The following is a 23634-nucleotide window of genomic DNA, read 5'->3' on the forward strand; positions in this document are numbered from 1 at the left end:
GTGGTCCCTCTTGCAGGGGATGGAATATCGGGGGTTCAGGCGGCGGTAAATGTGATCGGTCGTCGCAGGAACTGGGTCGCGCGGGCGCTCACCTGCTTGGGGTCACCCGTTGTCAGAAAGGCCCGTTCGCCCGTGCCCAGCATGTTGGGATGCCGGGTCAGGTAATCGGCCAGGCTTTCAGCCACCAGATTGGCCTGGCTGAACACCTGCACATCGGCGCCCAGAGCATCCTGAAAGGCATCCTGCATCAGCGGATAATGGGTGCAGCCCAGAATCGCGGCCTGCGGATGCGGCATCTTGCGTTTCAATGCATCCACATGGCTGCGCACCAAGGCTTCTGCCAGGATGAAATCACCCTCTTCGATGGCATCGACCACGCCGCCGCAGGCCTGCGCCTCCACGTCCACGCCGATGGCGCGGAACGACAATTCGCGCTGAAAGGCGCGGCTGGCGACGGTTGCGGGCGTGGCAAAAAGCGCAACATGGTTCAGCGCCACTTCGCGCGGCGGGGAATTGTCGCCCCATTGCCGTTCGGTCAGCGCCTCGATCATCGGGACAAAGACCCCAAGCACCCGCTTGTCCGTGGGCACCCATGATTCCTGCATCCGCCGCAGCGCTGCGGCAGAGGCCGTGTTGCAGGCCAGAACCACCAGATCGCAGCCCGCATCGAACAGGCGCTGCACCGCCGCCGTGGTCAGATTGTAGATGTCATCAGACGTCCGCACGCCATAGGGCGCATGGGCGCTGTCGGCGATATAGGTGAAATCCACCTCAGGCAAACGCGCCTGCACCGCCTGCCAGACGGTCAGACCGCCCAACCCACTGTCAAAAATGCCAACCGCCATGTCGTCCCTTCAGGCGCGATGCCTTGCTTCGAATTCATAGCCCAGTTCATGCGCATGAACCGGGTTCGGGGACAACTCATATGTCGCTTTGCGCAGGAAATCCATCATCGCTTTTGCATCGCCGCGCAGCGGGTCCAGAAGGTCACGCCCCAGCGGCGCGCCGATGGCGACACGCACCGGCGTATCCACGCGTTTGCTGAATTCCTTGATCAGCAGACCCATGCGCAAAGTGGCGTGCAGATGGCTGGCAATCTGGAACATCCGGCTGCACTGGCCGTCGAAAAAGACCGGCACGACAACCGCATCGGATTTGGCGATCATCCGCGCGGTAAAGCTGCGCCAGCCGGGGTCCAGCGGGCGCGAAAAGGGTCTGGCCGCCGTGCTGACAGTGCCGCCGGGAAAGATGCCGATGGTGCCGCCCTGCCCCAGATAGTCCAGCGCGGTCTTGCGGGTCGCCAGGTTCAGCGCCAGCGCCTCCCTACCGGGTGCAAAATCAATCGGCAGCAGATGGCGGTTCAGGTCCGGCGCACGGTTGAACACCGCATTGGCGAGGATCCTGAAATCCCCACGGCTGCGCGACATCATATGGCCCAGCATCAGCCCGTCCAGAATGCCATAGGGGTGATTGGCGATAAAGATCACCGGCCCGCTGCGTGGAATGAGGTCCAGACTGCCCGCCACCACATCGAGCGAGAGCCCGTAGCGCGCCGCCATCACGTCGAAAAAACATGCCCCCGCGCCGATCTCGTCCTCATAGCCTGCGGCACGCCTGATCAGGCGCAGCCGACCGGTGGAATTTTCCATCAACCGGATCAGCGCACGTCCCCCGCGGCTTTGCGCGGACCATGCGTAGGATATGTCACTGGCCCGGTCCGGTCTCAGCTTGGGCATCGCGGCTCCTGAACGACGGTCACGGCGCATCAGATAGCGGCGAAATGCAACAGTCGCGTGACAGTTACTCCGCCGCCTTTGCGGCTTCCGCCCCGCCGGACCGGATCACCGCCAGCAGTTCCTCGCGCCGTTTGGCGGCCTTGGCCTCATTGGCCTGTTTGACCGGGCCGAAGCCGCGGATCTGCAGCGGCAGTTCGGCCAGCGCCACGATGGCATCGCGGGTCCGGTCGGTCAGCCGGGGCAGCACATCGGCCATATCCCCCTCATACTGCTTGATCAGCGCGCGCTCCATCTTGCGCTCGGCCGTATAGCCAAAGACATCCAGCGGCGTGCCGCGCAGGCGCTTCATGCCCGCCATCATCCGCAGCGGTCTTTCCAGCCACTGGCCGAATTCGCGCTTCACCGGGCGGCCGTCCGGCCCCTGTTTCGAGATGATCGGCGGGGCCATGTGGAAGGTCATCTTGAAATCTCCGTCGAACTCGGCGGCGGCCTGTTCCCGGCTGCGCAGCAGCAGGCGGGCGACCTCGTATTCATCCTTGTAAGACAAGAGCTTGTGATAGCCCAGCGCGACCGCTTCCTTGACCCTGGGGTCACTGATCTGGTCCAGCATCTTGCCATAGCGTTTGGCCAGACCCTTGCCCTGGTAACCGGTCAGATGCTCCTTGCGATAGGCGATCCTGTCGTCCAGCGATTTGGGCAGCGACACGACCTTGGGCGTGATCACCGCCGCCGCATCCTCGGGATAAAGCACCGCCCAGCGCCCGATCTCGAAGGCGCGCAGGTTGCGTTCGACCGCGGCACCGTTCAGGCGGATCGCCTCCTCGATGGACTCGAAGCTCAGCGGGATCAGACCCTTCTGCCAGGCGCCACCAAAGACCATCATGTTGGAATAGATGCTGTCGCCCAGCGCCGCCTTGGCAAGATCGGAGGCATCGAACAGCGCCACATCCTGCTTCAGCCGCGCCTCCAGCGCCAGGGTCAGCCGGTCATAGGGCATCTGGAATTCGGTATCGCGGGTAAATTCGCCGGTGATGATCTGGTGCGAATTGACCACGGCACCGGTGCGCCCGCCCCGCGTCAGCCCCAGCGTCTTGTTGCCTGCCGAGACAACCAGATCGCCGCCGATCAGGGCGTCGGCCTCGCCGGTGGCGACACGGATGGCGCTGATGTCTTCGGGCCGCTCAGCGATGCGGCAATGGATGTGGACCGCGCCGCCCTTCTGGGCGAGGCCCGCCATTTCCATCATGCCGGCCCCCTTGCCATCAAGCTGCGCCGCCTGCGCCAGAACCGCACCGATGGTCACAACCCCGGTGCCGCCGACCCCGGTGACCACAACGTTATGGGTGCCCTTGATCACGGGCAGATCGGGTAAAGGCAGATCGGGAATGTCGATTTTGGTGGTGGGGTCCTTGCGTACCTTGGCCCCTTCCAGCGTCACGAAAGACGGGCAGAACCCTTTGACGCAGGAGAAATCCTTGTTGCAGGACGATTGGTCGATGGCGCGCTTGCGGCCCAGTTCCGTGTCCTGGGGGACGATGGAGACACAGTTCGACTGCACGCCGCAATCGCCACAGCCCTCGCAGACATCCGTGTTGATGAACACCCGCTTGTCCGGGTCGGGGAACAGCCCCCGCTTGCGGCGGCGGCGTTTCTCGGCGGCACAGGTCTGGATATAGACGATGGCCGAAACGCCTTCGATCTGTTCGAACTGCTTTTGCACCTTCATCAGCTCGGCGCGTTCATGCAGCGGCACCCCCTTGAAGGCGGCAAAATCCACGTCTTCTTTCTCGTCATAGACCACGGCCAGGTGCTTGACCCCCATGGCGCGCAATTCGGCCACGATGCGCGGCGCATCCAGGTCGCCCTCATTGTGCTGGCCACCGGTCATGGCCACCGCGTCGTTATAGAGGATCTTGTAGGTGATATTGGTCTTGGCAGCGATCGCGGCACGGATCGCCTGCACACCGGAGTGGTTGTAGGTGCCGTCACCGAGGTTCTGGAACACATGCTTGCGGGTGGAAAACGGCGCCTCGCCGATCCAGTTCGCGCCCTCGCCGCCCATATGGGTAAAGCCGGTGGTTTCGCGGTCCATCCACTGCACCATGTAGTGACAGCCGATCCCGGCATAGGCGCGCGCGCCCTCGGGCAGCTTGGTCGAACTGTTGTGCGGACAGCCCGAGCAGAAATAGGGTGTGCGCGCTGCGATATCCTCGGCGTTGTCGGCACGGCGCGCATCGTCGAGCGATTGCAGGCCGGCGCGGATGCCATCGGTGTCGCGGCCCTCTTCCAGCAGGATTCCGCCCAGCTTTTCCGCAATCCAGATCGGGTCCAGCGCACCACGGGTCGGGAAAAGCTCCTCTCCGTGCTCCATCCCCGCGCCGGACTTGTGCCAGCCATAAACGCGGCGGTGGGTGTCGTTGAACAGCGCCTCCTTGATCTGGATCTCGATCAGCTTGCGCTTTTCCTCGACCACCACGACCAGATCCAGCCCCTCTGCCCAATCATGAAACCCATGCATGTCCAGCGGAAAGGTCTGCCCGACCTTGTAGAGCGTGATGCCCAGCCGCTCCGCCTCGTTCTGGTCGATGTTGAGCAGGCTCATGGCGTGGATCAGATCAAGCCAGTTCTTGCCCGCCGCGACAAAGCCGATCTTGGCCCCGCGCTTGCCCCAAAGGCGTTTGTCCATCTTGTTGGCATGTGAAAAGGCTTCCGCCGCAAAACGCTTGTGGTCGATCATCCGCGCCTCTTGCAGATGCGGCGTGTCCTGCAGACGGATGTTCAGCCCGCCCTGGGGCAGGTCGATCTCCGGCACCGCCAACTGCATGCGATGCGGATCGCCGTTGACGACAGAGGTCGCCTCCACCGTGTCCTTCATCGTCTTCAGGCCGACCCAGAGACCGGAAAACCGGCTCAGCGCCCAGCCATAGATGCCGTAATCGAGTATTTCCTGCACCCCGGCAGGCGAGACCACGGGCATATAGGCATCCACCATCGCCCATTCGGACTGATGCAGCACGGTGGAGGATTCACCGGTATGGTCATCGCCCATCGCCATCAGCACGCCGCCGTGCTTGCTGGTGCCCGCCATATTGGCATGGCGCATCACGTCGCCCGACCGGTCCACGCCCGGCCCCTTGCCGTACCAAAGGCCGAATACGCCGTCGTATCTGCCCTCACCGCGCAGTTCCGCCTGCTGGCTGCCCCAAAGCGCCGTCGCCGCCAGATCCTCGTTCAGACCCGGCTCAAAGCGGACCTGATGTTCCGTCAGCACCTTCTCGGCCCGTGCCATCTGCAGGTCCACCGCCCCCAGCGGGCTGCCGCGATATCCGGTCACGTAACCCGCGGTATTCAGCCCCGCCGCCTTGTCGCGCGCCGCCTGCATCAGCATCATCCGCACCAGCGCCTGCGTGCCGTTCAGGAGCACAGGGCTCTTATCTAGGTCGAAACGATCGTTGAGTGAGATTTTCTGCGTTGTCATGGCGTCCTCCCAGAACGTCGGTTCGCGTGATACGGGATACATAGGTCATTAATGCTGACCTGTATAGCGGGTTTTTTGCCGTATCTCCGCAATATTCCAACTGTGAGACTTTATCTTATATCTATTTAGGATAGAGACAGACAAAGCCAAAGAAAGCGCCGATCATGGATTGGGACAAACTCAGAATCTTTCATGCCGTGGCCGATGCCGGCTCGCTCACCCATGCGGGTGACAAACTGAATCTGTCGCAATCCGCCGTCAGCCGCCAGATCCGCGGACTGGAAGAACAGCTGAACACCAATCTGTTTCACCGCCACGCGCGCGGCTTGATCCTGACCGAACAAGGCGAGCTGCTGTTCGATGCAACGCGGTCGATGACCAAGCGGGTCGATGCCGCCACCGCACGCATCCGCGACAGCGAGGAAGAAGTCTTTGGCCAGCTGCGGGTGACCACAACCACCGGCTTCGGCACGCTCTGGCTCGCCCCGCGCCTGCCCAAGCTCTACGAGAAATATCCGGACCTCTCCGTCGACCTGATGCTGGAGGAACGCGTGCTTGACCTGCCCATGCGCGAAGCCGATGTGGCCATCCGCATGAAGGAACCCAGCCAGGCGGACCTGATCCGCAAGAAGCTGATGATGATCCGCATGTGTCTTTACGCAACCCCTGCCTATCTGAAGGCGAACGGCACGCCGATCCGGCTTGAGGATATGTCCGACCATCGGCTGATCTGCCAGAATACCGAAAGCGCCCAGGTTGCGGCGGGTCAGAACCTTGTCCAGCAGCTCATGCTGAACGATGTGCGGTCCCTGCTGACAGTGAACAATTACTTCGGCGTGCTTCAGGGCGTGCTGCACGATCTGGGAATCGGGGTTCTCCCCGACTACCTGACACAGGACTTTCCCGACCTTGTGCGCATCCTGCCGGATATCGAGTCGGCGGATGTCCCGGTTTTTCTCGCCTATCCGGAGGAATTGCGGCAATCAAAACGCGTCGCCGCCTTCCGGGATTTCGTCCAGGATGAGATCATTACCTACCGTAAACGCCTGCGGGATAAAGAAAACGCCTAAGCTATGCGCAACAAGCATACCCGACATGCTATGGAAATTGAAAAACTGACTTGATCCAGGGCACGGTGCTACCTAATTCAGCGTTATGAAGATTGATGCGCTTCGAACGAGTTCCAGGCGCGTCGCTTCATACCTCCCTGTTGGACTTGGGCCGAGCTTCGTGCTCGGCCTTTTTTTTGGCCCCGCGCGACCGGCCTTGCGTGACAAACCCGCGACAGCATCCGGTCAGGTCCTGACAGCACGGATTGAAGGCCGCTTTGCCCTTTTCCCCTTCCTGCGCTTCAATTAAGACAGCCCCATGAACGCCATCGGGGATACCGCACATGACCGAACCTGAGATCACACCGGAAATCATCAAAGCGCACGGGTTCACCCCCGAGGAATTCGCCGAGGTGAATGCGATCCTGGGACGGGCGCCGAATTACACCGAGATGGGGATCTTCTCGGCCATGTGGAACGAACATTGTTCCTACAAATCCTCCAAGAAGTGGCTGCGCACCCTGCCCACCACCGGCCCGCAGGTGATCTGCGGCCCCGGCGAAAACGCAGGCGTGGTCGATATCGGCGACGGTCAGGCGCTGGTCTTCAAGATGGAAAGCCACAACCACCCCTCCTACATCGAACCCTATCAGGGGGCAGCCACCGGCGTGGGGGGCATCCTGCGTGATGTTTTCACCATGGGCGCGCGGCCCATCGCGGCGATGAACAGCTTGAGCTTCGGCCGCCCCGACCATCCCAAGACGCGCCAGCTGGTGCATGGTGTCGTGGCGGGTGTCGGCGGTTACGGCAATTGCTTTGGCGTGCCCACCGTGGGCGGCGAGGTCCGCTTTGACGCGGCCTATGACGGCAACTGCCTGGTCAATGCCTTCGCCGCGGGCCTCGCGGATGCGGACAAGATTTTCTACTCCGCCGCCTCGGGCGTCGGCATGCCGGTCGTCTACCTTGGTGCCAAGACCGGGCGTGACGGCGTTGGCGGGGCCACCATGGCCTCTGCCGAATTCGACGACACCATCGAAGAAAAGCGCCCCACCGTGCAGGTCGGCGACCCTTTCACCGAAAAGCGCCTGATGGAAGCGACGCTGGAACTGATGGCCACCGGTGCGGTGATCTCGATCCAGGACATGGGCGCGGCGGGCCTGACCTGCTCTGCGGTGGAAATGGGCGACAAGGGCGGGTTGGGCGTGCGGCTGAACCTGGAAGCGGTGCCCCAGCGCGAAGAGAACATGACCGCCTATGAAATGATGCTGTCGGAATCCCAGGAGCGCATGCTCATGGTGCTCAAGCCCGAGCTTGAGGCCGAGGCGCGCGCCGTCTTCGTGAAATGGGACCTCGATTTCGCCATCGTCGGCGAAACCATTGCCGAAGACCGTTTCCTGATCACCCTGAACGGCGAGGTCAAGGCCGACCTGCCGCTGAGCAAACTCGCCTCCACCGCCCCCGAATATGACCGCCCCTGGGAGGAAACACCCCCCCCAGCACCGCTGACCGATGTGCCGGGGGTCGATCCCATCGACGGGCTGCGCGCACTGCTGTCCGATCCGAACCACGCCTCCAAGGCCTGGGTCTACGAGCAATACGACACCATGGTCATGGGCGACAGCGCCCGCACGCCGGGTCTGGGGGCCGGCATCATCCGGGTGCATGGCACCGACAAATCCATCGCCTTCACCTCGGATGTGACACCGCGCTACGTCAAGGCGAACCCGGTCGAGGGCGGCAAACAGGCCGTCGCCGAGGCCTACCGCAACCTGACCGCCGTGGGGGCGACCCCGCTGGCGACCACCGACAACATGAACTTCGGCAACCCTGAAAAGCCCGCGATCATGGGCCAGTTCGTGGGTGCCATCAAGGGGATCGGCGCCGCCGTCACCGCGCTGGACATGCCGATCGTCTCGGGCAACGTCTCGCTCTACAACGAGACCGACGGCACCGGCATCCTGCCCACCCCGACCATCGGGGCGGTGGGGCTGATCACCCATCCCGACGAGATCATCGGCTGCGAGGTGCGCGACGGCCATGTGGCGCTGGTACTGGGCGAAACCACAGGCCACCTGGGCCAGTCCGCCCTGCTCGCCCGTGTCCACGGCCGCGTCGAAGGCGACGCGCCGCCGGTCGATCTGGCGGCGGAAAAGGCCCATGGCGATTTCATCCGCGCCAACCGCGCCCACATCAAGGCCTGCACCGACCTCAGCGACGGCGGTCTGGCACTGGCGGCTTTCGAACTTGCCGAAAAGTCCGGCGTCGGCGTCACGCTGGACGCGGGCGACACCCCGACCCTTTTCGGAGAGGACCAGGCCCGCTACCTGATTGCCTGCAACTTCGACCAGGCCGAGGCGCTGATGATCGCGGCCTCCCGCGCGGGCGTGACCTTGACCAGTGTCGGCAAATTCGGCGGCAGCGAGGTCAGCTTCGGCGGCGTCTCCGCCCCATTGGCAGACCTGTCAGAGACCTACCGCACCACCTTCGCCGCCACTTTCGCCTGAACCTTTGGTTTCGGAGCCGCCTTTGCTTGCGCAAGGAACGGCGGCGCGCGGGGTGATTGCCAAGGGAAATCGCCGAGGGGCCCCTTTGGGGAGACGGCTATTTCCCTTGGGAAGCGCCGCGCGCGTTGCCATGACGGGCGCGATCAAAGACGGGTCCGACATCCATTGGTTTTGGTGAGACCTGCAGCGCAAAACAATAATGTAATGCGCCTTAAGGCGCTCAATTTTCCAACACCCCCATCAGGCGCGTCTTCTCGCCGGTGTCATCCGGTTTCGAGATCACCGCCGCCAGTTCTTCGAGCGAGGCAATCGAATGGCCTGCGCGAAAACTGTCCACATGGGGCAGCATCGCACGGATGCCCGCGGCCTTGGGCGCAAACCCGTCCCAGCGCAGCAGCGGGTTCAGCCAGATCAGCCGCCGCGCCGTCAGATGCAGGCGCTGCATCTGACGCGCAAGGTCACTTTCTTTCACGCCGTCCCCGCCCGCATCCCGGTCCAGCCCGTCGGTGATCAGCAGCACCACCGCGCCCTGCCCCATGACCCGGCGCGACCAGTCGCGGTTGAACATCTCCAGACAGGACCCGATGCGCGTGCCGCCCTCCCAGTCCTGCGCCTCTGCCCCGGCGGCGGCCAGTGCCGCATCCACGTCACGGGTGGCCAGGTGCCGGGTGATGTTGGTCAGCCGGGTGCCGAAGGTAAAGGCATGCACCTGCGCCCAGCCCGCCCCGCGCGCATTGCTGACCGCATGCAGGAAATGCAGGATCACGCGGGAATACTGGCTCATCGACCCGGAAATGTCGCAAAGCACCACGAGGTTGGGATAGCGCGGACGCGGTGTCTTGAAGGCGAGCCTGTCCATCTCCCCGCCCCGCCGCAGGGCACCGCGCAGGCTGCGGGCGGCGTCGATCCGGCCCCGCTGCGACACCATTCCACGCCGGGAGGGGATCGGTTTCACCGGCAGCTTCAGCCGCGCCAGCATCCGTTTCGCCTCGGCCATCTCCGCCAGGCTCATCTGTTCGAAATCCAGCGTCTTCAGCCGTTCCGCAGCGGACATGGTCAGGCTTGCGTCCAGCTCGATCAGCGCATCCTCGTCGCGCGGCTCCTCCGCATCCTCGCCCGGCGGGGCCTCTGCCCCGTCCAGCAGCGCCTCCGCCGCGCGTTTCTCGGCCGGTTGCGCGGGCCGGTCCTCCTGCACCCCCCGGATCGCGGGCAGCATCGCGGCCATCATATGTTCAAGGTACCGCGGATCGCGCCAGTAGAGCCGGAACAGCTGGGCAAAGACGCGCCTGTGTTCGGGCCGGTTCACGAAACAGGCATGCAAGATCCAGTAGAAGTCGCGCCGGTCGGTAAAGCCTGCCGCCTGGACTGCGCGGATCGCGTCGATCACCCGGCCCGGCCCGATGGGCAGGCCGGCCCGGCGCAGGGCGCGGGCGAAATGGGTGATGTTGCCCGCAAGCTTGGGGTCATCGGGCAATTCAAGCGGCGGCAGTTCAGCCATGACTGGCTGAATGGAGGGCGCTGCCCTCCAAACCTCCCGAGATATTTTCTGCCAAAAAGAGGATCATGCCGGTTCCAGGCTGGCGCGCGCCTGGTCGAGAATGCGCTTGGCCTCGGATCCCTGCAATTTGGCGATGTCGTCCTGGTATTTCAGCACCGCACCCAGCGTATCCGCGATCACCTCGGGCGAGAGGGTCATCACGTCCAGCGCCAGCAGGCATTTGGCCCAGTCGATGGTTTCGGCCACGCCGGGTTTCTTGAACAGATCCTCGGTGCGCAGCTGCTGGACAAAGGCCACCACCTCGCGGCTCAGCGCCTCTGCCGCTTCGGGCGCGCGGGCGGCAAGAATTTCCATCTCGCGCCCGAAGTCGGGATAATCCACCCAGTGATAGAGACAGCGGCGCTTGAGCGCGTCATGCACCTCCCGCGTGCGGTTGGAGGTCAGGATGACGATGGGCGGCTCCGGCGCCCTGATGGTGCCCATCTCGGGGATGGTGACCTGAAAATCGCTGAGCGCCTCCAGCAGGAAGGCCTCGAAAGGCGCATCGGTGCGGTCCAGCTCGTCGATCAGCAGGATCGGCGCGCCGTTCTCATCCGGTCGCAGGGCCTGCAGCAGCGGGCGTTCGATCAGGAATTCGTCGCTGAAAAGCGATCTGGTGAGCGCGGCACTGTCCGTGCCTCCCGTTGCCTCGGCGCTGCGGATCGCCACCATCTGGGCCGGAAAGTTCCATTCATAGACCGCCGATGCCGCATCCAGCCCCTCGTAACATTGCAGGCGGATCAACCGGCGGTTCAGCCCGGCCGCCATGGCCTTGGCAATCTCGGTCTTGCCGACGCCCGCCTCCCCTTCAAGGAACAGCGGCCGGCCCAGCCTGAGGCTCAGGAACACGACCGTGGCAAGCGCGCGCCCGCAAACGTAGCCTTGCGCATCCAGCATCTTCTGGACCGCGTCGATGGATGTCATTTCTGTCATGGTGCCTCCCCGCTGCTGACAAAGGTGCATCTGCACCGGGCGGGGTCAAGGTGCCAAAAAGTGCCGATTTGTCACGCGCACCCCCACAGATACGCGCCAGATTGACGCGATTCCACCGCGCTGCCATAATATTTACGAATAAAGATGAGGTTGGGGGCATCCTGCCACCGAACCCAGAGGCGGAAGATGAGACAGACAACAGACACCCCGATGACGGTCGGCGGCTGAGGCCATGCGCATCACGGCAGTCACCTGCGTCAAGAACGAAGGGCCCTTCCTGCTGGAATGGATCGCCTTTCATCGGATCATCGGCGTCACTGATTTCCTGTTTTATTCCAACGATTGCACCGATGCGACGGACCGGCTGCTGGACCGGCTGGAGGGGCATGGCATCTGTGCGCATCTGCCGAACCCGGCAACCAACCGCAATTACCAGATGCAGGCGCTGAAGAAGGCCCGGCGGCATCCGCTGATCAGATCGGCCGATTGGGTCTGGGTCGCGGATGTGGACGAATTCCTGAACATCCATGTGGGCGATCATACGATCTCCGCCCTGATTGCGGCCTGCGGCAATCCCAAGGCGATATCGGTGACCTTTCAGTTCATGGCCAATGGCGGGGTGGAGGCATTTGAGGATGCGCCGGTGATCACCCAGTTCCTGCGCTGTCACAATCCGGACATCTGGTGCGCCGAGACCGCGATCGAGGTCAAAAGCCTGGTGCGCGGGGATTTCCCGCTGGAATATTACGGCGCGCACCGCCCCTTCCACGACGAGGCAAAGGAACGCCCGCAATGGACCGACGGATCAGGCCGCCCTGTGCCACCGCCGTTTCGCAAGCAGTCGAACAAGCGCCGCATCCGCGCCTATCCCGCAAGAGGGGCGCGGGAATTTGCCACGCTCAACCATTATGCCCTGCGCTCGCTCGACAGTTATCTGGTCAAGAACGACCGCGGCGATGTGAACCGCGAACACCGTGCCTTTGACGATACCTACTGGCGCGAACGCAACGACGGGGCCTGGTTCGACGACAGTATCCTGCGCTACGAAGCGGCACTGCGGGCCGAGATGGACAGGTTGAAGGCGCTGGAAGGTGTGGGCGACTTGCATGACGAGGCGGTGCGCCTGCACCGCGCGAAACGCGATGCCCTGCTGGCGCAGGAGAGCTACCGCGAGATGCAGGCGCAATTGCGCGCAGCCAGCCCCTATGCCGCGGCCGAAGCCGCCCTGCGCGACGCGATCGGTCTGCAGCCGGGGGAAGCGCTTTGAGCCGTTTGCGTGTCGTCAACCTCGCCCTGCCGAAAACCGGCACCACCACGCTGACGGATGCGCTGCGTCAGGCCGGTCTGACGGTGGCGGACTGGAAGATCCGCCCCGGCCAGAGCAGCCGCAGCGACATTCCCCGCCAGCACCTGGGCAAGGTGATCTACGAGGATTACTTTGCCAGTGGCGATCCGCTGGCGCGGCTGGATGAATTCGACGTCATCAATGAAATGTCCGCGGTGCGCCAGGACCGCTCGCTCTGGCCGCAGACCGACTGGGGGCTGATCAGCGCCATTGCCGCGCATCATCCCGGTGTGCGGTTCATCCTGACCACCCGTGACCCGGCGAAAGCCGCCAACAGCATGATGCGCTGGAACAATCTGGGCAAGCGCCGCCTGCCGCAGGCCGATATCCCCGGCCTGCCGCGCGGTTTCGGCAGTACGGAGGCCGAGCTGGCGCGCTGGATGGCGGGGCATTACGCCTTTTGCCGCCGTGTCTTTGCGGGGGCCGGCAATTTCATGGAATACGACATCGAAGATGCGGATGCGCCGGAGAAGATCGGAAGCTACCTGGGCCTTGACCTGCCCTGGTGGGGACAGAGCAACATGGGCAAGCCCCAGGCGCAGGAGGCCGGCTAGATGCGTCTGACGCTGTTCATCGGCCCCACAGAGAAAGCCGCCATGCGGCTGCGGGGGCTTTTCAAGGAGAAGGAAGCGTCGCTGGCCAAACAGGGGATCATGGCCCCCGACTGGAACCATGTACGCCTTTATGCCGCCTGCGCCGAGGCCGAAGAAATCAGTTCGCTGCGCCACAAGCGGGGGCTAGACAATCCGCTGGTGCAACAGACCCTGACGGCGGAGTTCCAGAGCCTGCTGGCTAGGGAATTGCCCGAAATGAAGGGCAATCATGTGGTTCTGGCTGCGGCGCAGCTGGGCAGCCTGCTGTCCCGGCCCGCGGAACTGGCGCGGCTGCACGATCTGCTGGCGCCGCATTTCGAGCGGATCGAGATCGTGGCGCATCTGGAGGAACAGGCACGCGCCCTGACGCAGCACTACAATCTTGCGGTGCTGGACGGGCGGCGGCGCGATCTGGGGCAGGAACTGGCACTGGCGGGGCAAAAGGACTGGTGGAAGGGGGCACTGGCGCTCAGGGGCGAAAACGACAGCTATCTGGCGCAGTTCAACGATGTGCAATGCCCGCCTTTCTGGCTGGACTACAAGGCGCTGCTGGCGGCATGGGAAAAGGCATTTGGCAAGGGCCGGGTGACATTGCGCCCCCTGGATCTGCCCGCGCTTTGTTCCGAAACAGGCACGGCGGAGCTGGAAGCTGTGCTGGGGGTCAAATCGCTTGGCAAGGTACAGCCGGACCGCATCCCGCAGCAGGAGGCGGCCGCCTCCCTCACCCGGATCAGGCAGATGAATGAAGGTCTGGCGCGCTATGCCCGGGCCAAACAGATCATCATTGCGCGCGACTTCTGCCAGCAGATCCGCTTGGCGGTGCGCGTCGGCGGGCCGGAAATCGCGCCGGGCAGCCTGCATGCGATCTCGAAACATTTCAAATCCGCCAATGCGGCATTGGTCAAAGGCTTTCCCGACCTCAAGGCGGCGCTGACGCCGGATGCGCCTGCCCCCGACTGGCAGGAAGCGGACCCCACCCAGGGGTTCCGCGCGACGCAATATCTTGCCGCCTTTGCCTTTGGCATCAACAAGAACGCCACCCCGATGGCCAGCAAGCGCGCCGAAGCCGAAGCGGTGGAGGAAGCGGCGGAAAAGTTCGACGAGTTGCTGCCGGCGGACAGCCGGGATGACGCCCAACAGGACGCCAACACGCGGCTGCTGAACCGGGTGAAGGTCAATCACCAGATGGTGCTTTCCACCCAGTTCCGGCCCCATAACAACCTTGGCGCGGTGAACGAGGAGGAATTGGGCGCGGCCTATACACCTGCCCCGGCACGGGTGCTGAAACCCGGCTCAACCGGCAATGTGATCGTCGGCTGCATGAAGAACGAAGCGCCCTATATCGTCGAATGGATCGCCTATCACCGCGCCATCGGGGTCGATAACTTCCTGATCTACACCAACGATTGCAGCGACGGCACCGATGCGGTGCTGGGCCATTTGCAGGAAATGGGCGTGATCCAGCACCGCAACAACGACAACTGGAAGGGCAATTCGCCCCAGCAATACGCGTTGAACCAGGCGATGAAGGAACCGGTGATCGAGAATGCGGAGTGGATCATCCATATCGACGTGGATGAATTCATGAACGTGCGCACCGGTAATGGCACGCTGGAGGACTTCTTTGCCGCTGTGCCCGATGCCACCAATGTCGCGATGACCTGGCGGCTCTTCGGCCACAACGGCGTGACGCAGCTGCGCGATGAATTCGTGATCGACCAGTTCGATACCTGCGCGCCGAAATACTGCCCCAAGCCGCATACGGTCTGGGGGTTCAAGACCATGTTCCGCAACATCGGGGCCTATGCGAAACTGTCCTGCCACAGGCCCAACAAGCTGGCGCAACCCTTTGAAGACAAGGTAAAATGGGTCAACGGATCGGGCCGTGACATGACCCGCGATGCCGCCCATAACGGCTGGCGGTCGTCGAAAAAGAACGTGGGCTACGACCTTTTGCAACTGAACCATTATGCCCTGCGCTCGGCTGAAAGTTTCCTGATCAAGCGCCAGCGGGGCCGCGCCCTGCATGTGGACCGCTCCATCGGGATCAACTACTGGATCCGCATGGACTGGTCCGATTTCCGCGACATCACCATCAAGCGCAACATCCCACGCGTGCGCGCCGAATACGACAGGCTGATGCAGGATGACATCCTGCGCGCGGCCCATGAGGCGGGCTTTGAATGGCACAAGGCCAAGGCACGCGAATTGCATGGCATGCCGGAGTTCCGCGACCTTTACACGCAGGCGCTGGAGGTCAAACTGAACGAAACGGAGCGGGTGGCCTATGCGCTCTCGCTCGACATGGAGAGTTGAGACATGGACGGTAACACAGTCGATACGCCCGGACGCAAGACGAACGCCCAATTCGTGATGTCACGCGGCATGCGATTCCCCAAACATCCCGACATCATCCAGGGCCGCGTCCGCAAGCTGTTGCGCACCAACCAGTATGAAGCCAAGGAGACCGAGGCCGCCCTGCGGGTCGTGCGCGAGGGCGATGTGGTGATGGAACTGGGGGCCGGCATCGGCTATATGTCCACCCTGGTCGCCACCAAACGCAAGATCGCCTCGGTCCATTCCTTCGAGGCCAATCCGCACCTGATCCCCTATATCCAGACCGTACATGCCGCCAATGGCGTGAAAAACGCCTCGGTGACCAATGCCATTCTCGGCCCCCGCAAGGGCACCGTCGATTTCTATGTCCGCGACGCGCTGCTGGGCTCCTCGCTGCAGGTGCTGGAGGGTGAAGTGGACCCGCCCGCCACCAAGGTCGACGTGCTGAACATGAACACGGTGATGAAAGAGATCAAACCCAATGTGCTGATCTGCGACATCGAAGGGGCCGAAGCGGATCTGATCCCGCAGATGGACCTGTCAGGCCTGCGCGCCGCGATCCTGGAGACCCATCCGCAATGGATCGGCCCCGAGGGGATCAACAAGATCTTCCGCGCCTTCATGGATGCGGGCCTCGCCTATTACCACCGCGGCTCGCAGGGCAAGGTCGTCTGTTTCCGCACGGATTGGTAAGTGACCCATACCGCGCTTTTGTGCGTCCGCAACGAGGGCGCTTTCCTGCTGGAATGGCTGGCCCATCACCGCGCGGTGGGCTTTGACCATTTTGTCGTCTTTTCGAATGATTGTCAGGATGGCACCGATGACATGCTGGACCATCTGGCGACGCAGGGCTGGCTGACCCATCTGCGCAACGACGGCCCCTATGACAAGGGCGGCATCCAGTTCACCGCGCTGAAGGCGGCGGCAAAGCGCAAAGAGCTGCGCCGCGCCGACTGGCTGTTGCCGCTGGATGTGGATGAATTCGTCAACATCCACACCGGCGACCATACGCTCGCCGCCCTGCACGCCGCCCTGCCGGAGGCCACGGCGATCACGCTCACCTGGCGGCTCTTCGGTACGGCGGGTCAGGTCCGCTATCAGGATACCCCGGTGACAGAGACCTTCACCCGATGCGCCCCTGCCGTTCTGCACTGGCCCTGGCGCGCGGCGATGTTCAAGACGCTTTACCGCAATGACGGCACCTACGGCAAACCGGGCGTCCACCGCCCCCGCGCGCCCGACCCCGCGCGGCTGGAACAAGCTCGCTGGTTCGATGGCCATGGCCGCCCCCTGCCCGACCAGTTCAAGACCAAACGCATCTTCTCCAACTTCGGCCAGGACAATTACGGTCTGGCGCAGCTCAACCATTATCCGCTGGGCGCGCTTGAATCCTATGTGCTCAAGGCCGACCGGGGCCGCGCGGTGCATTCGGATCACCTGCTGGGGCTGGATTACTTCGTGGAGCGGAATTTCAACACCGACAGCGACACCAGCATCAATGCCATCGCCCCCCGGCGCGATGCCCTGCTGAACGAATTGCGCGCCGATCCCACCCTGGCCGCGCTACATGACGCCGCCGTCACCTGGCGCAAGCAAAGGTTCGAGGCATTGCTGCGCCTTGAACCCTTCCGCGCCCTCTTTGGCAGGCTGATGATGGCACAGCCGACCCAGCCCCTGCCCCGGCAGGCCGCCCGTTTCCTGGTGCATCACGCCAACCTGGCGCGGCAGAGCAAGGGCGATTAAAGCGCTTCGGGATATACCTGAATCACTTGTTCGCTGCCTCTCCCTTCGGTCGAACGCGAAAAGTGACGCGGGATGTTTCAAGTTTATCCCGAAACGCTGTAGCGCCAATTTCGCAAAATTTCTCCCAATTTTTGCCGCATTCCCGATCTATTGCCTGCATAATCATACGCTCCAGACGTATGAAACCGGCTTGAGGATGCGGCAATGGCTGACGAACCCCTTACCCTGAAGTCTTCGCTGGCTGACCTGTCCAAACGGGACTGGCTCGCCGCGGTGTCTGAACTGTGTGAGGAAGACGGGTATTTCGAACCCCTGGGCAAGCGCCATTTCGCGGCCTTCATTGAGCGTGATTCAACCCTTCTGGTCAGCTTTGAAACCATTCAGGGCATGCATGCGCTGTCGGACAAGGCACAGCCGCTGGGCTGGGAAATGATCGAGACGGGCAACTGGTCGCACCTGTGCCTTGCCAGCGACGGCGACACCTGGTTTCGCGACCAGGCGGTACATCGCTATTTCGACCGGCTGATCGACGATGGGTTCTTTGACGAATTCGAGACCGTGCTGTTCTATGGCGCGGGGCCCTGCGGCTATGCCGCTGCGGCCTATTCCGTTGCCTCCCCCGGTGCCCGGGTGCTGGCAATCCAGCCGCAGGCCACGCTGGATCCGCGCGTCACCGAATGGGACCCGCGGTTTACCGACATGCGCCTGCAGGATTTCACATCCCGCTACGGCTATGCCCCCGACATGCTGGATGCCGCCGACCACGCCTATGTGCTTTATGACCCGCGCGAGGCGCTGGACGCGATGCATGCGGCGCTGTTCACCCGCCCCAATGTGACCAAGCTGCGCATGCGCTTCATGGGCGATGCCCTGCAGACCGATCTGCTTGAGATGGAACAATGGGCCCCCCTGCTGATCGCAGCCGCCGACGGCAGCCTTGATGCGGCGGCTTTTGCCACCACCTATCGCGCGCGGCGCGAATACCGCCCCTATCTGCGCAATCTGCTGAACGCGCTGGACGACGACGACCGCGACGGGCTGATCGAGATGCTGTGCCGCAATGTCGCCGGACGCATTGGCGGGCGGCGCTTTGTGAACCGGCTGGCGCAACTGGAAAAGGCGCGCGGCGAAGGGTGATCTGATCCCGCGCCGCCTGCCCCTCACGCACAACTCCGGCTCGACGCGCTCTACCTGCTCGATCGACCTGCCCGACGCCCCACCCCCGAATGATGACATGTCATGTTTGACATGTCTTGGCAGCAGGCGCCCCGGACAAGGCACCAGCGCGCCACGGGTCACCTTCTGCCCCGGAATTGCCAAAGGATACTGGCCCCCCCGCCGCCATTGTGCTAGCGCGAGGCCATGACACAGACACTGACAATCCGCCGCCCGGATGACTGGCACCTGCACCTGCGCGACGGCGACATGCTGCGCGCCGTTCTGCCCCATACCGCGCAGCATTTCGCCCGCGCCATCATCATGCCCAACCTGGTGCCGCCCGTGGTGACCGGGGCCGAGGCCGCCGCCTACCGCGACCGGATTCTCGCGGCCCTGCCAGAGGGGGCTGATTTCACCCCCCTCATGACCCTCTATCTGACCGAAGACACCGACCCCGACGACGTGGCACAGGCCCATGCCTCGGGGCTGATCCACGCGGTCAAACTCTATCCCGCCGGGGCCACCACCAATTCCGCCAGCGGCGTCTCCGACTTTTCCCGCGTGGCCGCTGTCCTGGGCAGGATGGCAGAAATCGGCCTGCCGCTTTGCACCCATGGCGAAGTCACCGATCCGGCCATCGACATCTTCGACCGCGAGGCGGTGTTCATCGAACGGGTGCTGGACCCGATCCGCAAGGCCCACCCGGAGCTGCGCGTGGTGATGGAACATATCACCACCTCCGATGCGGTCGACTATGTGATGGCCTCGGACCGGAACCTTGCCGCAACGATCACCACCCATCACCTGGTGATCAACCGCAACCACATCCTCGCCGGGGGCATCAAACCGCATTACTACTGCCTGCCGGTGGCCAAGCGCGAAACCCACCGCCTGGCCCTGCGCCGCGCCGCGACCAGCGGCGATGCCAGGTTCTTTCTGGGCACCGACAGCGCGCCGCATACGGATGCCAACAAGCTGCTGCCCTGCGGCTGTGCCGGCTGTTTCACCGCCCCCAACACCATGTCCATCCTCGCCGAAGTCTTTGAACAGGAGGCGGCGCTTGACCGGCTGGAGGCCTTTGCCTCCCGCAATGGCCCGGCCTTCTACGGCCTGTCCGTGAACGAGGATACCCTGACCCTGGTGCGCGAAACCCCGGATTTTCCCGGCCATATCGACACCCCCGATGGCCCGGTCACGGTTTTCGATCCGGCCATGCCGCTGCACTGGACCGCCTGATTTCATTGTTCCCAAAATACACCAAAGCACCGCCAGCAAAGGACGCAACCGATGATCCCAACCAGCTATCCCTCGCCACAGGAAATGGCCCGCCTCACCGCCCGGATGCTGCTTGAGATCAAGGCGGTCCATTTCAACGCCGCGGAACCGTTCATCCTGGCCTCCGGCCTACCCAGTCCGACCTATATCGACTGCCGCAAGCTGATCTCCTACCCCCGCATCCGTGCCACGCTGATGGATTTCCTGACCGTGACCGTGATGCGCAACGCAGGCTTTGAGGCCTTCGACAACATCGCGGGCGGCGAAACGGCCGGTATCCCCTTTGCCGCCCTGGTGGCCGAACGCATGGGCCTGCCGATGACCTATGTGCGCAAGAAACCCAAGGGCTACGGGCGCAATGCCCGTATCGAGGGCGACATGAGCGAAGGCCAGCGCGTGCTGCTGGTCGAGGATCTGACCACCGACGGCGGATCCAAGCTCAGCTTCGTGGATGCGATTCGCGACACCGGCGCGAGCTGCGCGCACACGACGGTGATCTTCTACTACGGCATCTTTCCGCAGACCGAAAAGACATTGGGTGATCATGGCGTTACCCTGCATGCGCTCTGCACATGGTGGGATGTGCTGGCCGAAGTCAGGGCGCAGAACGCCTTTGACACCAAGACGCTGCAGGAAGTGGAAAGCTTCCTCAACGCCCCGAAGGCATGGCAGGACGCCCATAAATCCTGAGGATTTCCCACCTCATCTTGACCCGGAGGCCCTTTCCCGGGCAAGATGTGGTGTGCGGGCGGTTCTCCACCAGATATCCACAAAAACATACAATTTGCCCCCGCGCAGCGCGCTGCCTATGACAGCCCTGGGGACAAACGGGTGAGACAATGAACGAGATCACGTCGCTGAACGCGAACAATATCGCCGTGCAGGCACCGGAAACGATGCCGCATTCCATCGAGGCCGAGCAACAGCTTCTGGGCGCGATCCTGACCAATAACGACATCTATGACCGTGTCGCCTCCATCATCGGGGCCAGGCATTTCTACGACCCCGTTCATGCCCGCATCTATGACATCGCGGCTCAGCGGATCGCCAAGAACAACCTCGCCAGCCCGGTGACCCTCAAGGCCTTCATGGAAGACGACGAGGGCCTCAAGGAACTGGGCGGACCGGCCTATCTGGCCCGCCTTGCCGGTGCGGCGATCAGCGCCTTTGCGGTGCGCGACTATGCCCAGATGATCTATGACCTCGCGGTGCGCCGCGATCTGATCCAGCTGGGCCGCGACATCTCTGCCAAGGCGGCACAGGTCGATATCGATTCAGAGCCGCGCGAACAGATCGTCGAAGCGGAACAGAAACTCTACCAACTGGCCGAACAGGGCCAGGTCGAAAGCGGATTTCAGAGCTTTCTCAAGGCGGTAACGGACGCTGTTAATGTCGCCAACGCGGCCTATCAACGCGACGGGGGGCTCTCGGGTGTCTCCACCGGGCTCATTGACATGGATGCCAAGCTAGGCGGGCTGCACCGCTCCGACCTGCTGATCCTCGCGGGCCGCCCCTCCATGGGCAAGACCTCGCTGGCGACCAACATCGCCTTCAACGTCGCCAAGGCCTATAAGCGCGGGCTGACCCATGATGGCACCGAAGGGGCCGTCGATGGCGGCGTCGTGGGGTTTTATTCGCTGGAGATGAGCGCGGAACAGCTGGCCGCGCGCATCCTCTCCGAAGCCGCCGAGATTCCCTCCCAGCAGATCCGGTCCGGTGACATGACAGAGGCCGAGTTCCGCCGCTTTGTCGATGCCGCCAAGGCGCTGGAGGCCTGCCCGCTATTCATCGACGATACGCCCGCCCTGCCGATCAGCCAACTGGCCGCCCGCGCACGCCGCCTGAAACGGACCCATGGCCTTGACCTGCTGATCGTGGACTACCTGCAGCTGGTGCGCGGCACCGGCAAGTCCGAGAACCGGGTGAACGAGATTTCCGAGATCACCATGGGCCTCAAGGCCATCGCCAAGGAGCTGGACATTCCGGTCATTGCCCTGTCCCAGCTTTCCCGCCAGGTGGAAAGCCGCGAGGACAAACGGCCACAGCTGTCGGACCTGCGTGAATCGGGTTCCATCGAACAGGATGCCGATGTGGTGATGTTCGTGTTCCGCGAGGAATACTACAAGGAACGCGAGAAACCCGGTGACCACGAGCTGGAAAAAATGGCCGCCTGGCAGGAAGAAATGGAACGCCTGCATGGCCGCGCCGAGGTGGTGATCGGCAAGCAGCGCCATGGTCCCATCGGCACGGTCGACCTCAGCTTTGAAGGGCGCTTTACCCGCTTTGGCAACCTGGCCAAGCCCTGGCAGCAAAACGGCGGCAACGATCAGGAATTCTGACGGCCTGCGATCCGCGCCGGAATTTTCAAAAATTCCGTGCCGATTTTTTCGAAAAAATCGCCTCCTATTGAAAGGGCACCGTGCAAAAGCCGGTGTCCTTCGTCATTGATCGGTTCGTCCCGGCGATGCAGGGCGGCTGCCGCAAAAGCGAGGATCAGGGCACCGGCCCTGCCGCGTCCCGCGCCGGAATTTTCAAAAATTCCGGACCGATTTTTTCGAAAAAATCGCCCCCGGCAGGTAGGGCACCGCGCCAATGCCGGTGCCCTTTGTCATTCATTCGGGCGATTTGACCTCATAGACCAGCCCCTTGGCCGTGCCTTCCGGAAAGCCTTTCCAATAGCTGTGGTCTTCCTTTTCAGTGCCGTCCTCGTTCATCGACCAGACACCATCGTTGGAGTTTTCCACCAGGTCGAGGTAGGCACCCGCCCCGGCATCGCCTTTCAGCTGTTCATCCAGCCAGGCGGTCACGAAATGCTGCGCGATGTTGTTCATCCGCGCGGTGTCCCAGACCGCATCCGTGTAATGTTCGGAAATGTTGAACCCCTTTTCCTCGCTGAAATAATAGCTTTCCTCCGGGGCGGGCATCGGCGCACCGGCGTTGTGATCCGCATTGATGTAGGTCAGCAGCGCCGTCTTCACGCCCGATACGTTTTCCCAGATTGCCCGCACACCCTTTTCATAAAGCGATGTCTCATCCCGCGAACCCGCAATGAAGAGCATCGGAATCTGCACGCCTGCCAGGCCTTCGGCGTCCCAGAACCCGGTGTTCATCCCCCAGGGGCCAAAGGCAACGGCGGTCTTGATGCGCGGATCGGGCAGGTTCTTGTGGGTTTCGGACCCGGCCTGATGGATGCCCAGCGCGCCATGCGGCCCTCCCCATGGATAGCCGACCGAGGCTTCGGTCACGCCGCCCCCGGCGGTGATCACGGCGCCGTATCCGCCCATGGAATAGCCGATCAACCCGGTGTTTCCGGCGTCGTAGAGCCCCGCGAACTCACCGCCCTCGGCCGCCTTCTGCGCCATCTGCTCCAGCACGAAAAGCTGGTCCAGCGACCGGTTCACCAGGGTCGAGCCGAAGGCCGCCTGGGTGCGATAGGTGCTGTCGGTATGGTCGATGGAGGCCACCACATAGCCCTTGGAGGCCAGATTTTCTGCCAGATGCGACATCAGGAACCGGTTGCCGGGATAGCCATGGCTGATCAGCACCAGCGGATAGGCCGCCGCGCCCGCCGCAGGCTCTGCGTCCCGGTGGGCCTTTCCGACCAGTGTGACCTCGGTGACACCGTCGCGCAGATAGGCCTTCATGCTGGTATCGCCCTCGGCCCCCTCTGTCGCAGGATACCACATCTCCACCGTCAGCGGACGGTCATAGCGGGGCCATTCGGCGGGCTTTTCCGCCTGCGGGTCGATGGCCAGGATGTCGATCTGGCCGGGATTGACCATCTCGATCGTGCGGACCCCGACCGGCAGCGCTCCGTAGGCTGCCAGTTCCGGCGCGTTTGGCAGTTGGGTGTCGATGCGATTTTCGGCCAATGCGCCCCCCGTCCCCAGGGCAACCGTCGCCGTGGCGATGATAAGATGTTTCATGGTCCTCTCCCTTTATGAGT

At 63.1% G+C, this 23634-nt stretch carries 17 protein-coding genes; 11 read left to right on the forward strand and 6 right to left on the reverse strand.

Annotation, left to right across the window (positions count from 1 at the left end; genetic code table 11):
* Positions 1-35: 35 nt before the first annotated feature.
* The 3 genes from ACWNZ3_RS11205 to ACWNZ3_RS11215 form a co-directional block, all read right to left on the reverse strand.
* Entirely contained in the window at positions 36-845 is an 810-nt protein-coding gene (locus ACWNZ3_RS11205; protein WP_269361695.1) for a glutamate racemase, read from the reverse strand.
* A 9-nt stretch (positions 846-854) separates the two neighbouring features.
* A complete protein-coding gene (locus tag ACWNZ3_RS11210; RefSeq protein ID WP_274575198.1) occupies positions 855-1736 on the reverse strand; it encodes a lysophospholipid acyltransferase family protein in 882 nt (293 codons plus the stop codon).
* A 64-nt stretch (positions 1737-1800) separates the two neighbouring features.
* Positions 1801-5214, reverse strand: a complete 3414-nt coding sequence (locus tag ACWNZ3_RS11215; RefSeq protein WP_496899983.1) for an indolepyruvate ferredoxin oxidoreductase family protein — start codon at positions 5212-5214, stop codon at positions 1801-1803.
* 164 nt (positions 5215-5378) lie between these two features.
* Between ACWNZ3_RS11215 and ACWNZ3_RS11220 the strand changes: the two genes are divergently transcribed.
* The gene (locus tag ACWNZ3_RS11220) at positions 5379-6284 is read left to right on the forward strand and encodes a LysR family transcriptional regulator (protein WP_269361692.1); all 906 of its coding nucleotides are present in this window, start codon (positions 5379-5381) and stop codon (positions 6282-6284) included.
* Between the two features lie 323 nt (positions 6285-6607).
* Entirely contained in the window at positions 6608-8767 is a 2160-nt protein-coding gene (purL, locus tag ACWNZ3_RS11225) for a phosphoribosylformylglycinamidine synthase subunit PurL (RefSeq protein WP_496899984.1), read from the forward strand.
* A gap of 220 nt (positions 8768-8987) precedes the next feature.
* Here the strand turns inward: purL and ACWNZ3_RS11230 are convergent, their stop codons facing one another.
* Both ACWNZ3_RS11230 and ACWNZ3_RS11235 read right to left on the reverse strand, forming a co-directional pair.
* A complete protein-coding gene (locus tag ACWNZ3_RS11230; protein ID WP_496899985.1) occupies positions 8988-10265 on the reverse strand; it encodes a vWA domain-containing protein in 1278 nt (425 codons plus the stop codon).
* Positions 10266-10328: 63 nt separating this feature from the next.
* Entirely contained in the window at positions 10329-11237 is a 909-nt protein-coding gene (locus ACWNZ3_RS11235) for an AAA family ATPase (RefSeq protein WP_496899986.1), read from the reverse strand.
* A gap of 232 nt (positions 11238-11469) precedes the next feature.
* Between ACWNZ3_RS11235 and ACWNZ3_RS11240 the strand changes: the two genes are divergently transcribed.
* From ACWNZ3_RS11240 to ACWNZ3_RS11280, 9 genes are all read left to right on the forward strand, one after another.
* The gene (locus ACWNZ3_RS11240; RefSeq protein ID WP_496899987.1) at positions 11470-12504 is read left to right on the forward strand and encodes a glycosyltransferase family 2 protein; all 1035 of its coding nucleotides are present in this window, start codon (positions 11470-11472) and stop codon (positions 12502-12504) included.
* Complete coding sequence (locus ACWNZ3_RS11245) at positions 12501-13136, forward strand: sulfotransferase (RefSeq protein ID WP_496899988.1); 636 nt, start codon at positions 12501-12503, stop codon at positions 13134-13136. The genes ACWNZ3_RS11240 and ACWNZ3_RS11245 overlap by 4 nt, the downstream gene beginning before the upstream one ends.
* Positions 13137-15491 carry a glycosyltransferase family 2 protein gene (locus tag ACWNZ3_RS11250; protein WP_496899989.1) on the forward strand — a complete coding sequence of 785 codons (2355 nt, stop codon included), beginning with the start codon at positions 13137-13139 and terminating at the stop codon, positions 15489-15491.
* A gap of 3 nt (positions 15492-15494) precedes the next feature.
* Positions 15495-16205 carry an FkbM family methyltransferase gene (locus ACWNZ3_RS11255; RefSeq protein WP_114275509.1) on the forward strand — a complete coding sequence of 237 codons (711 nt, stop codon included), beginning with the start codon at positions 15495-15497 and terminating at the stop codon, positions 16203-16205.
* Positions 16206-17255 carry a glycosyltransferase family 2 protein gene (locus ACWNZ3_RS11260; protein WP_496899990.1) on the forward strand — a complete coding sequence of 350 codons (1050 nt, stop codon included), beginning with the start codon at positions 16206-16208 and terminating at the stop codon, positions 17253-17255.
* A 204-nt stretch (positions 17256-17459) separates the two neighbouring features.
* Positions 17460-18392, forward strand: coding sequence for a phosphoadenosine phosphosulfate reductase (locus ACWNZ3_RS11265; protein WP_496899991.1), 933 nt, complete (start codon positions 17460-17462; stop codon positions 18390-18392).
* Positions 18393-18617: 225 nt separating this feature from the next.
* Positions 18618-19649, forward strand: coding sequence for a dihydroorotase (gene pyrC / locus ACWNZ3_RS11270; RefSeq protein ID WP_496899992.1), 1032 nt, complete (start codon positions 18618-18620; stop codon positions 19647-19649).
* A gap of 51 nt (positions 19650-19700) precedes the next feature.
* Positions 19701-20378: an orotate phosphoribosyltransferase gene (locus tag ACWNZ3_RS11275; RefSeq protein WP_496899993.1), complete on the forward strand. Its 678-nt coding sequence runs from the start codon at positions 19701-19703 to the stop codon at positions 20376-20378.
* A gap of 149 nt (positions 20379-20527) precedes the next feature.
* Positions 20528-22027 carry a replicative DNA helicase gene (locus ACWNZ3_RS11280; protein WP_496899994.1) on the forward strand — a complete coding sequence of 500 codons (1500 nt, stop codon included), beginning with the start codon at positions 20528-20530 and terminating at the stop codon, positions 22025-22027.
* Positions 22028-22300: 273 nt separating this feature from the next.
* Here the strand turns inward: ACWNZ3_RS11280 and ACWNZ3_RS11285 are convergent, their stop codons facing one another.
* Positions 22301-23614 carry an alpha/beta hydrolase family protein gene (locus tag ACWNZ3_RS11285; protein WP_496899995.1) on the reverse strand — a complete coding sequence of 438 codons (1314 nt, stop codon included), beginning with the start codon at positions 23612-23614 and terminating at the stop codon, positions 22301-22303.
* Between the last annotated feature and the right edge of the window lie 20 nt (positions 23615-23634).

It is taken from the genome of Sulfitobacter sp. IGS-18 (assembly GCF_059628195.1).

Bases quoted from the DNA above. Each gene is read 5' to 3' on its own strand.
- ACWNZ3_RS11235 (WP_496899986.1), bottom strand. From the start codon at position 11,237: ATGACAGAAATGACATCCATCGACGCGGTCCAGAAGATGCTGGATGCG.
- ACWNZ3_RS11250 (WP_496899989.1), top strand. From the start codon at position 13,137: ATGCGTCTGACGCTGTTCATCGGCCCCACAGAGAAAGCCGCCATGCGG.
- ACWNZ3_RS11275 (WP_496899993.1), top strand. From the start codon at position 19,701: ATGATCCCAACCAGCTATCCCTCGCCACAGGAAATGGCCCGCCTCACC.
- ACWNZ3_RS11205 (WP_269361695.1), bottom strand. From the start codon at position 845: ATGGCGGTTGGCATTTTTGACAGTGGGTTGGGCGGTCTGACCGTCTGG.
- ACWNZ3_RS11220 (WP_269361692.1), top strand. From the start codon at position 5,379: ATGGATTGGGACAAACTCAGAATCTTTCATGCCGTGGCCGATGCCGGC.
- ACWNZ3_RS11215 (WP_496899983.1), bottom strand. From the start codon at position 5,214: ATGACAACGCAGAAAATCTCACTCAACGATCGTTTCGACCTAGATAAG.
- pyrC (WP_496899992.1), top strand. From the start codon at position 18,618: ATGACACAGACACTGACAATCCGCCGCCCGGATGACTGGCACCTGCAC.
- ACWNZ3_RS11280 (WP_496899994.1), top strand. From the start codon at position 20,528: ATGAACGAGATCACGTCGCTGAACGCGAACAATATCGCCGTGCAGGCA.
- ACWNZ3_RS11265 (WP_496899991.1), top strand. From the start codon at position 17,460: ATGGCTGACGAACCCCTTACCCTGAAGTCTTCGCTGGCTGACCTGTCC.
- ACWNZ3_RS11210 (WP_274575198.1), bottom strand. From the start codon at position 1,736: ATGCCCAAGCTGAGACCGGACCGGGCCAGTGACATATCCTACGCATGG.
- ACWNZ3_RS11230 (WP_496899985.1), bottom strand. From the start codon at position 10,265: ATGGCTGAACTGCCGCCGCTTGAATTGCCCGATGACCCCAAGCTTGCG.
- ACWNZ3_RS11255 (WP_114275509.1), top strand. From the start codon at position 15,495: ATGGACGGTAACACAGTCGATACGCCCGGACGCAAGACGAACGCCCAA.
- ACWNZ3_RS11240 (WP_496899987.1), top strand. From the start codon at position 11,470: ATGCGCATCACGGCAGTCACCTGCGTCAAGAACGAAGGGCCCTTCCTG.
- purL (WP_496899984.1), top strand. From the start codon at position 6,608: ATGACCGAACCTGAGATCACACCGGAAATCATCAAAGCGCACGGGTTC.
- ACWNZ3_RS11285 (WP_496899995.1), bottom strand. From the start codon at position 23,614: ATGAAACATCTTATCATCGCCACGGCGACGGTTGCCCTGGGGACGGGG.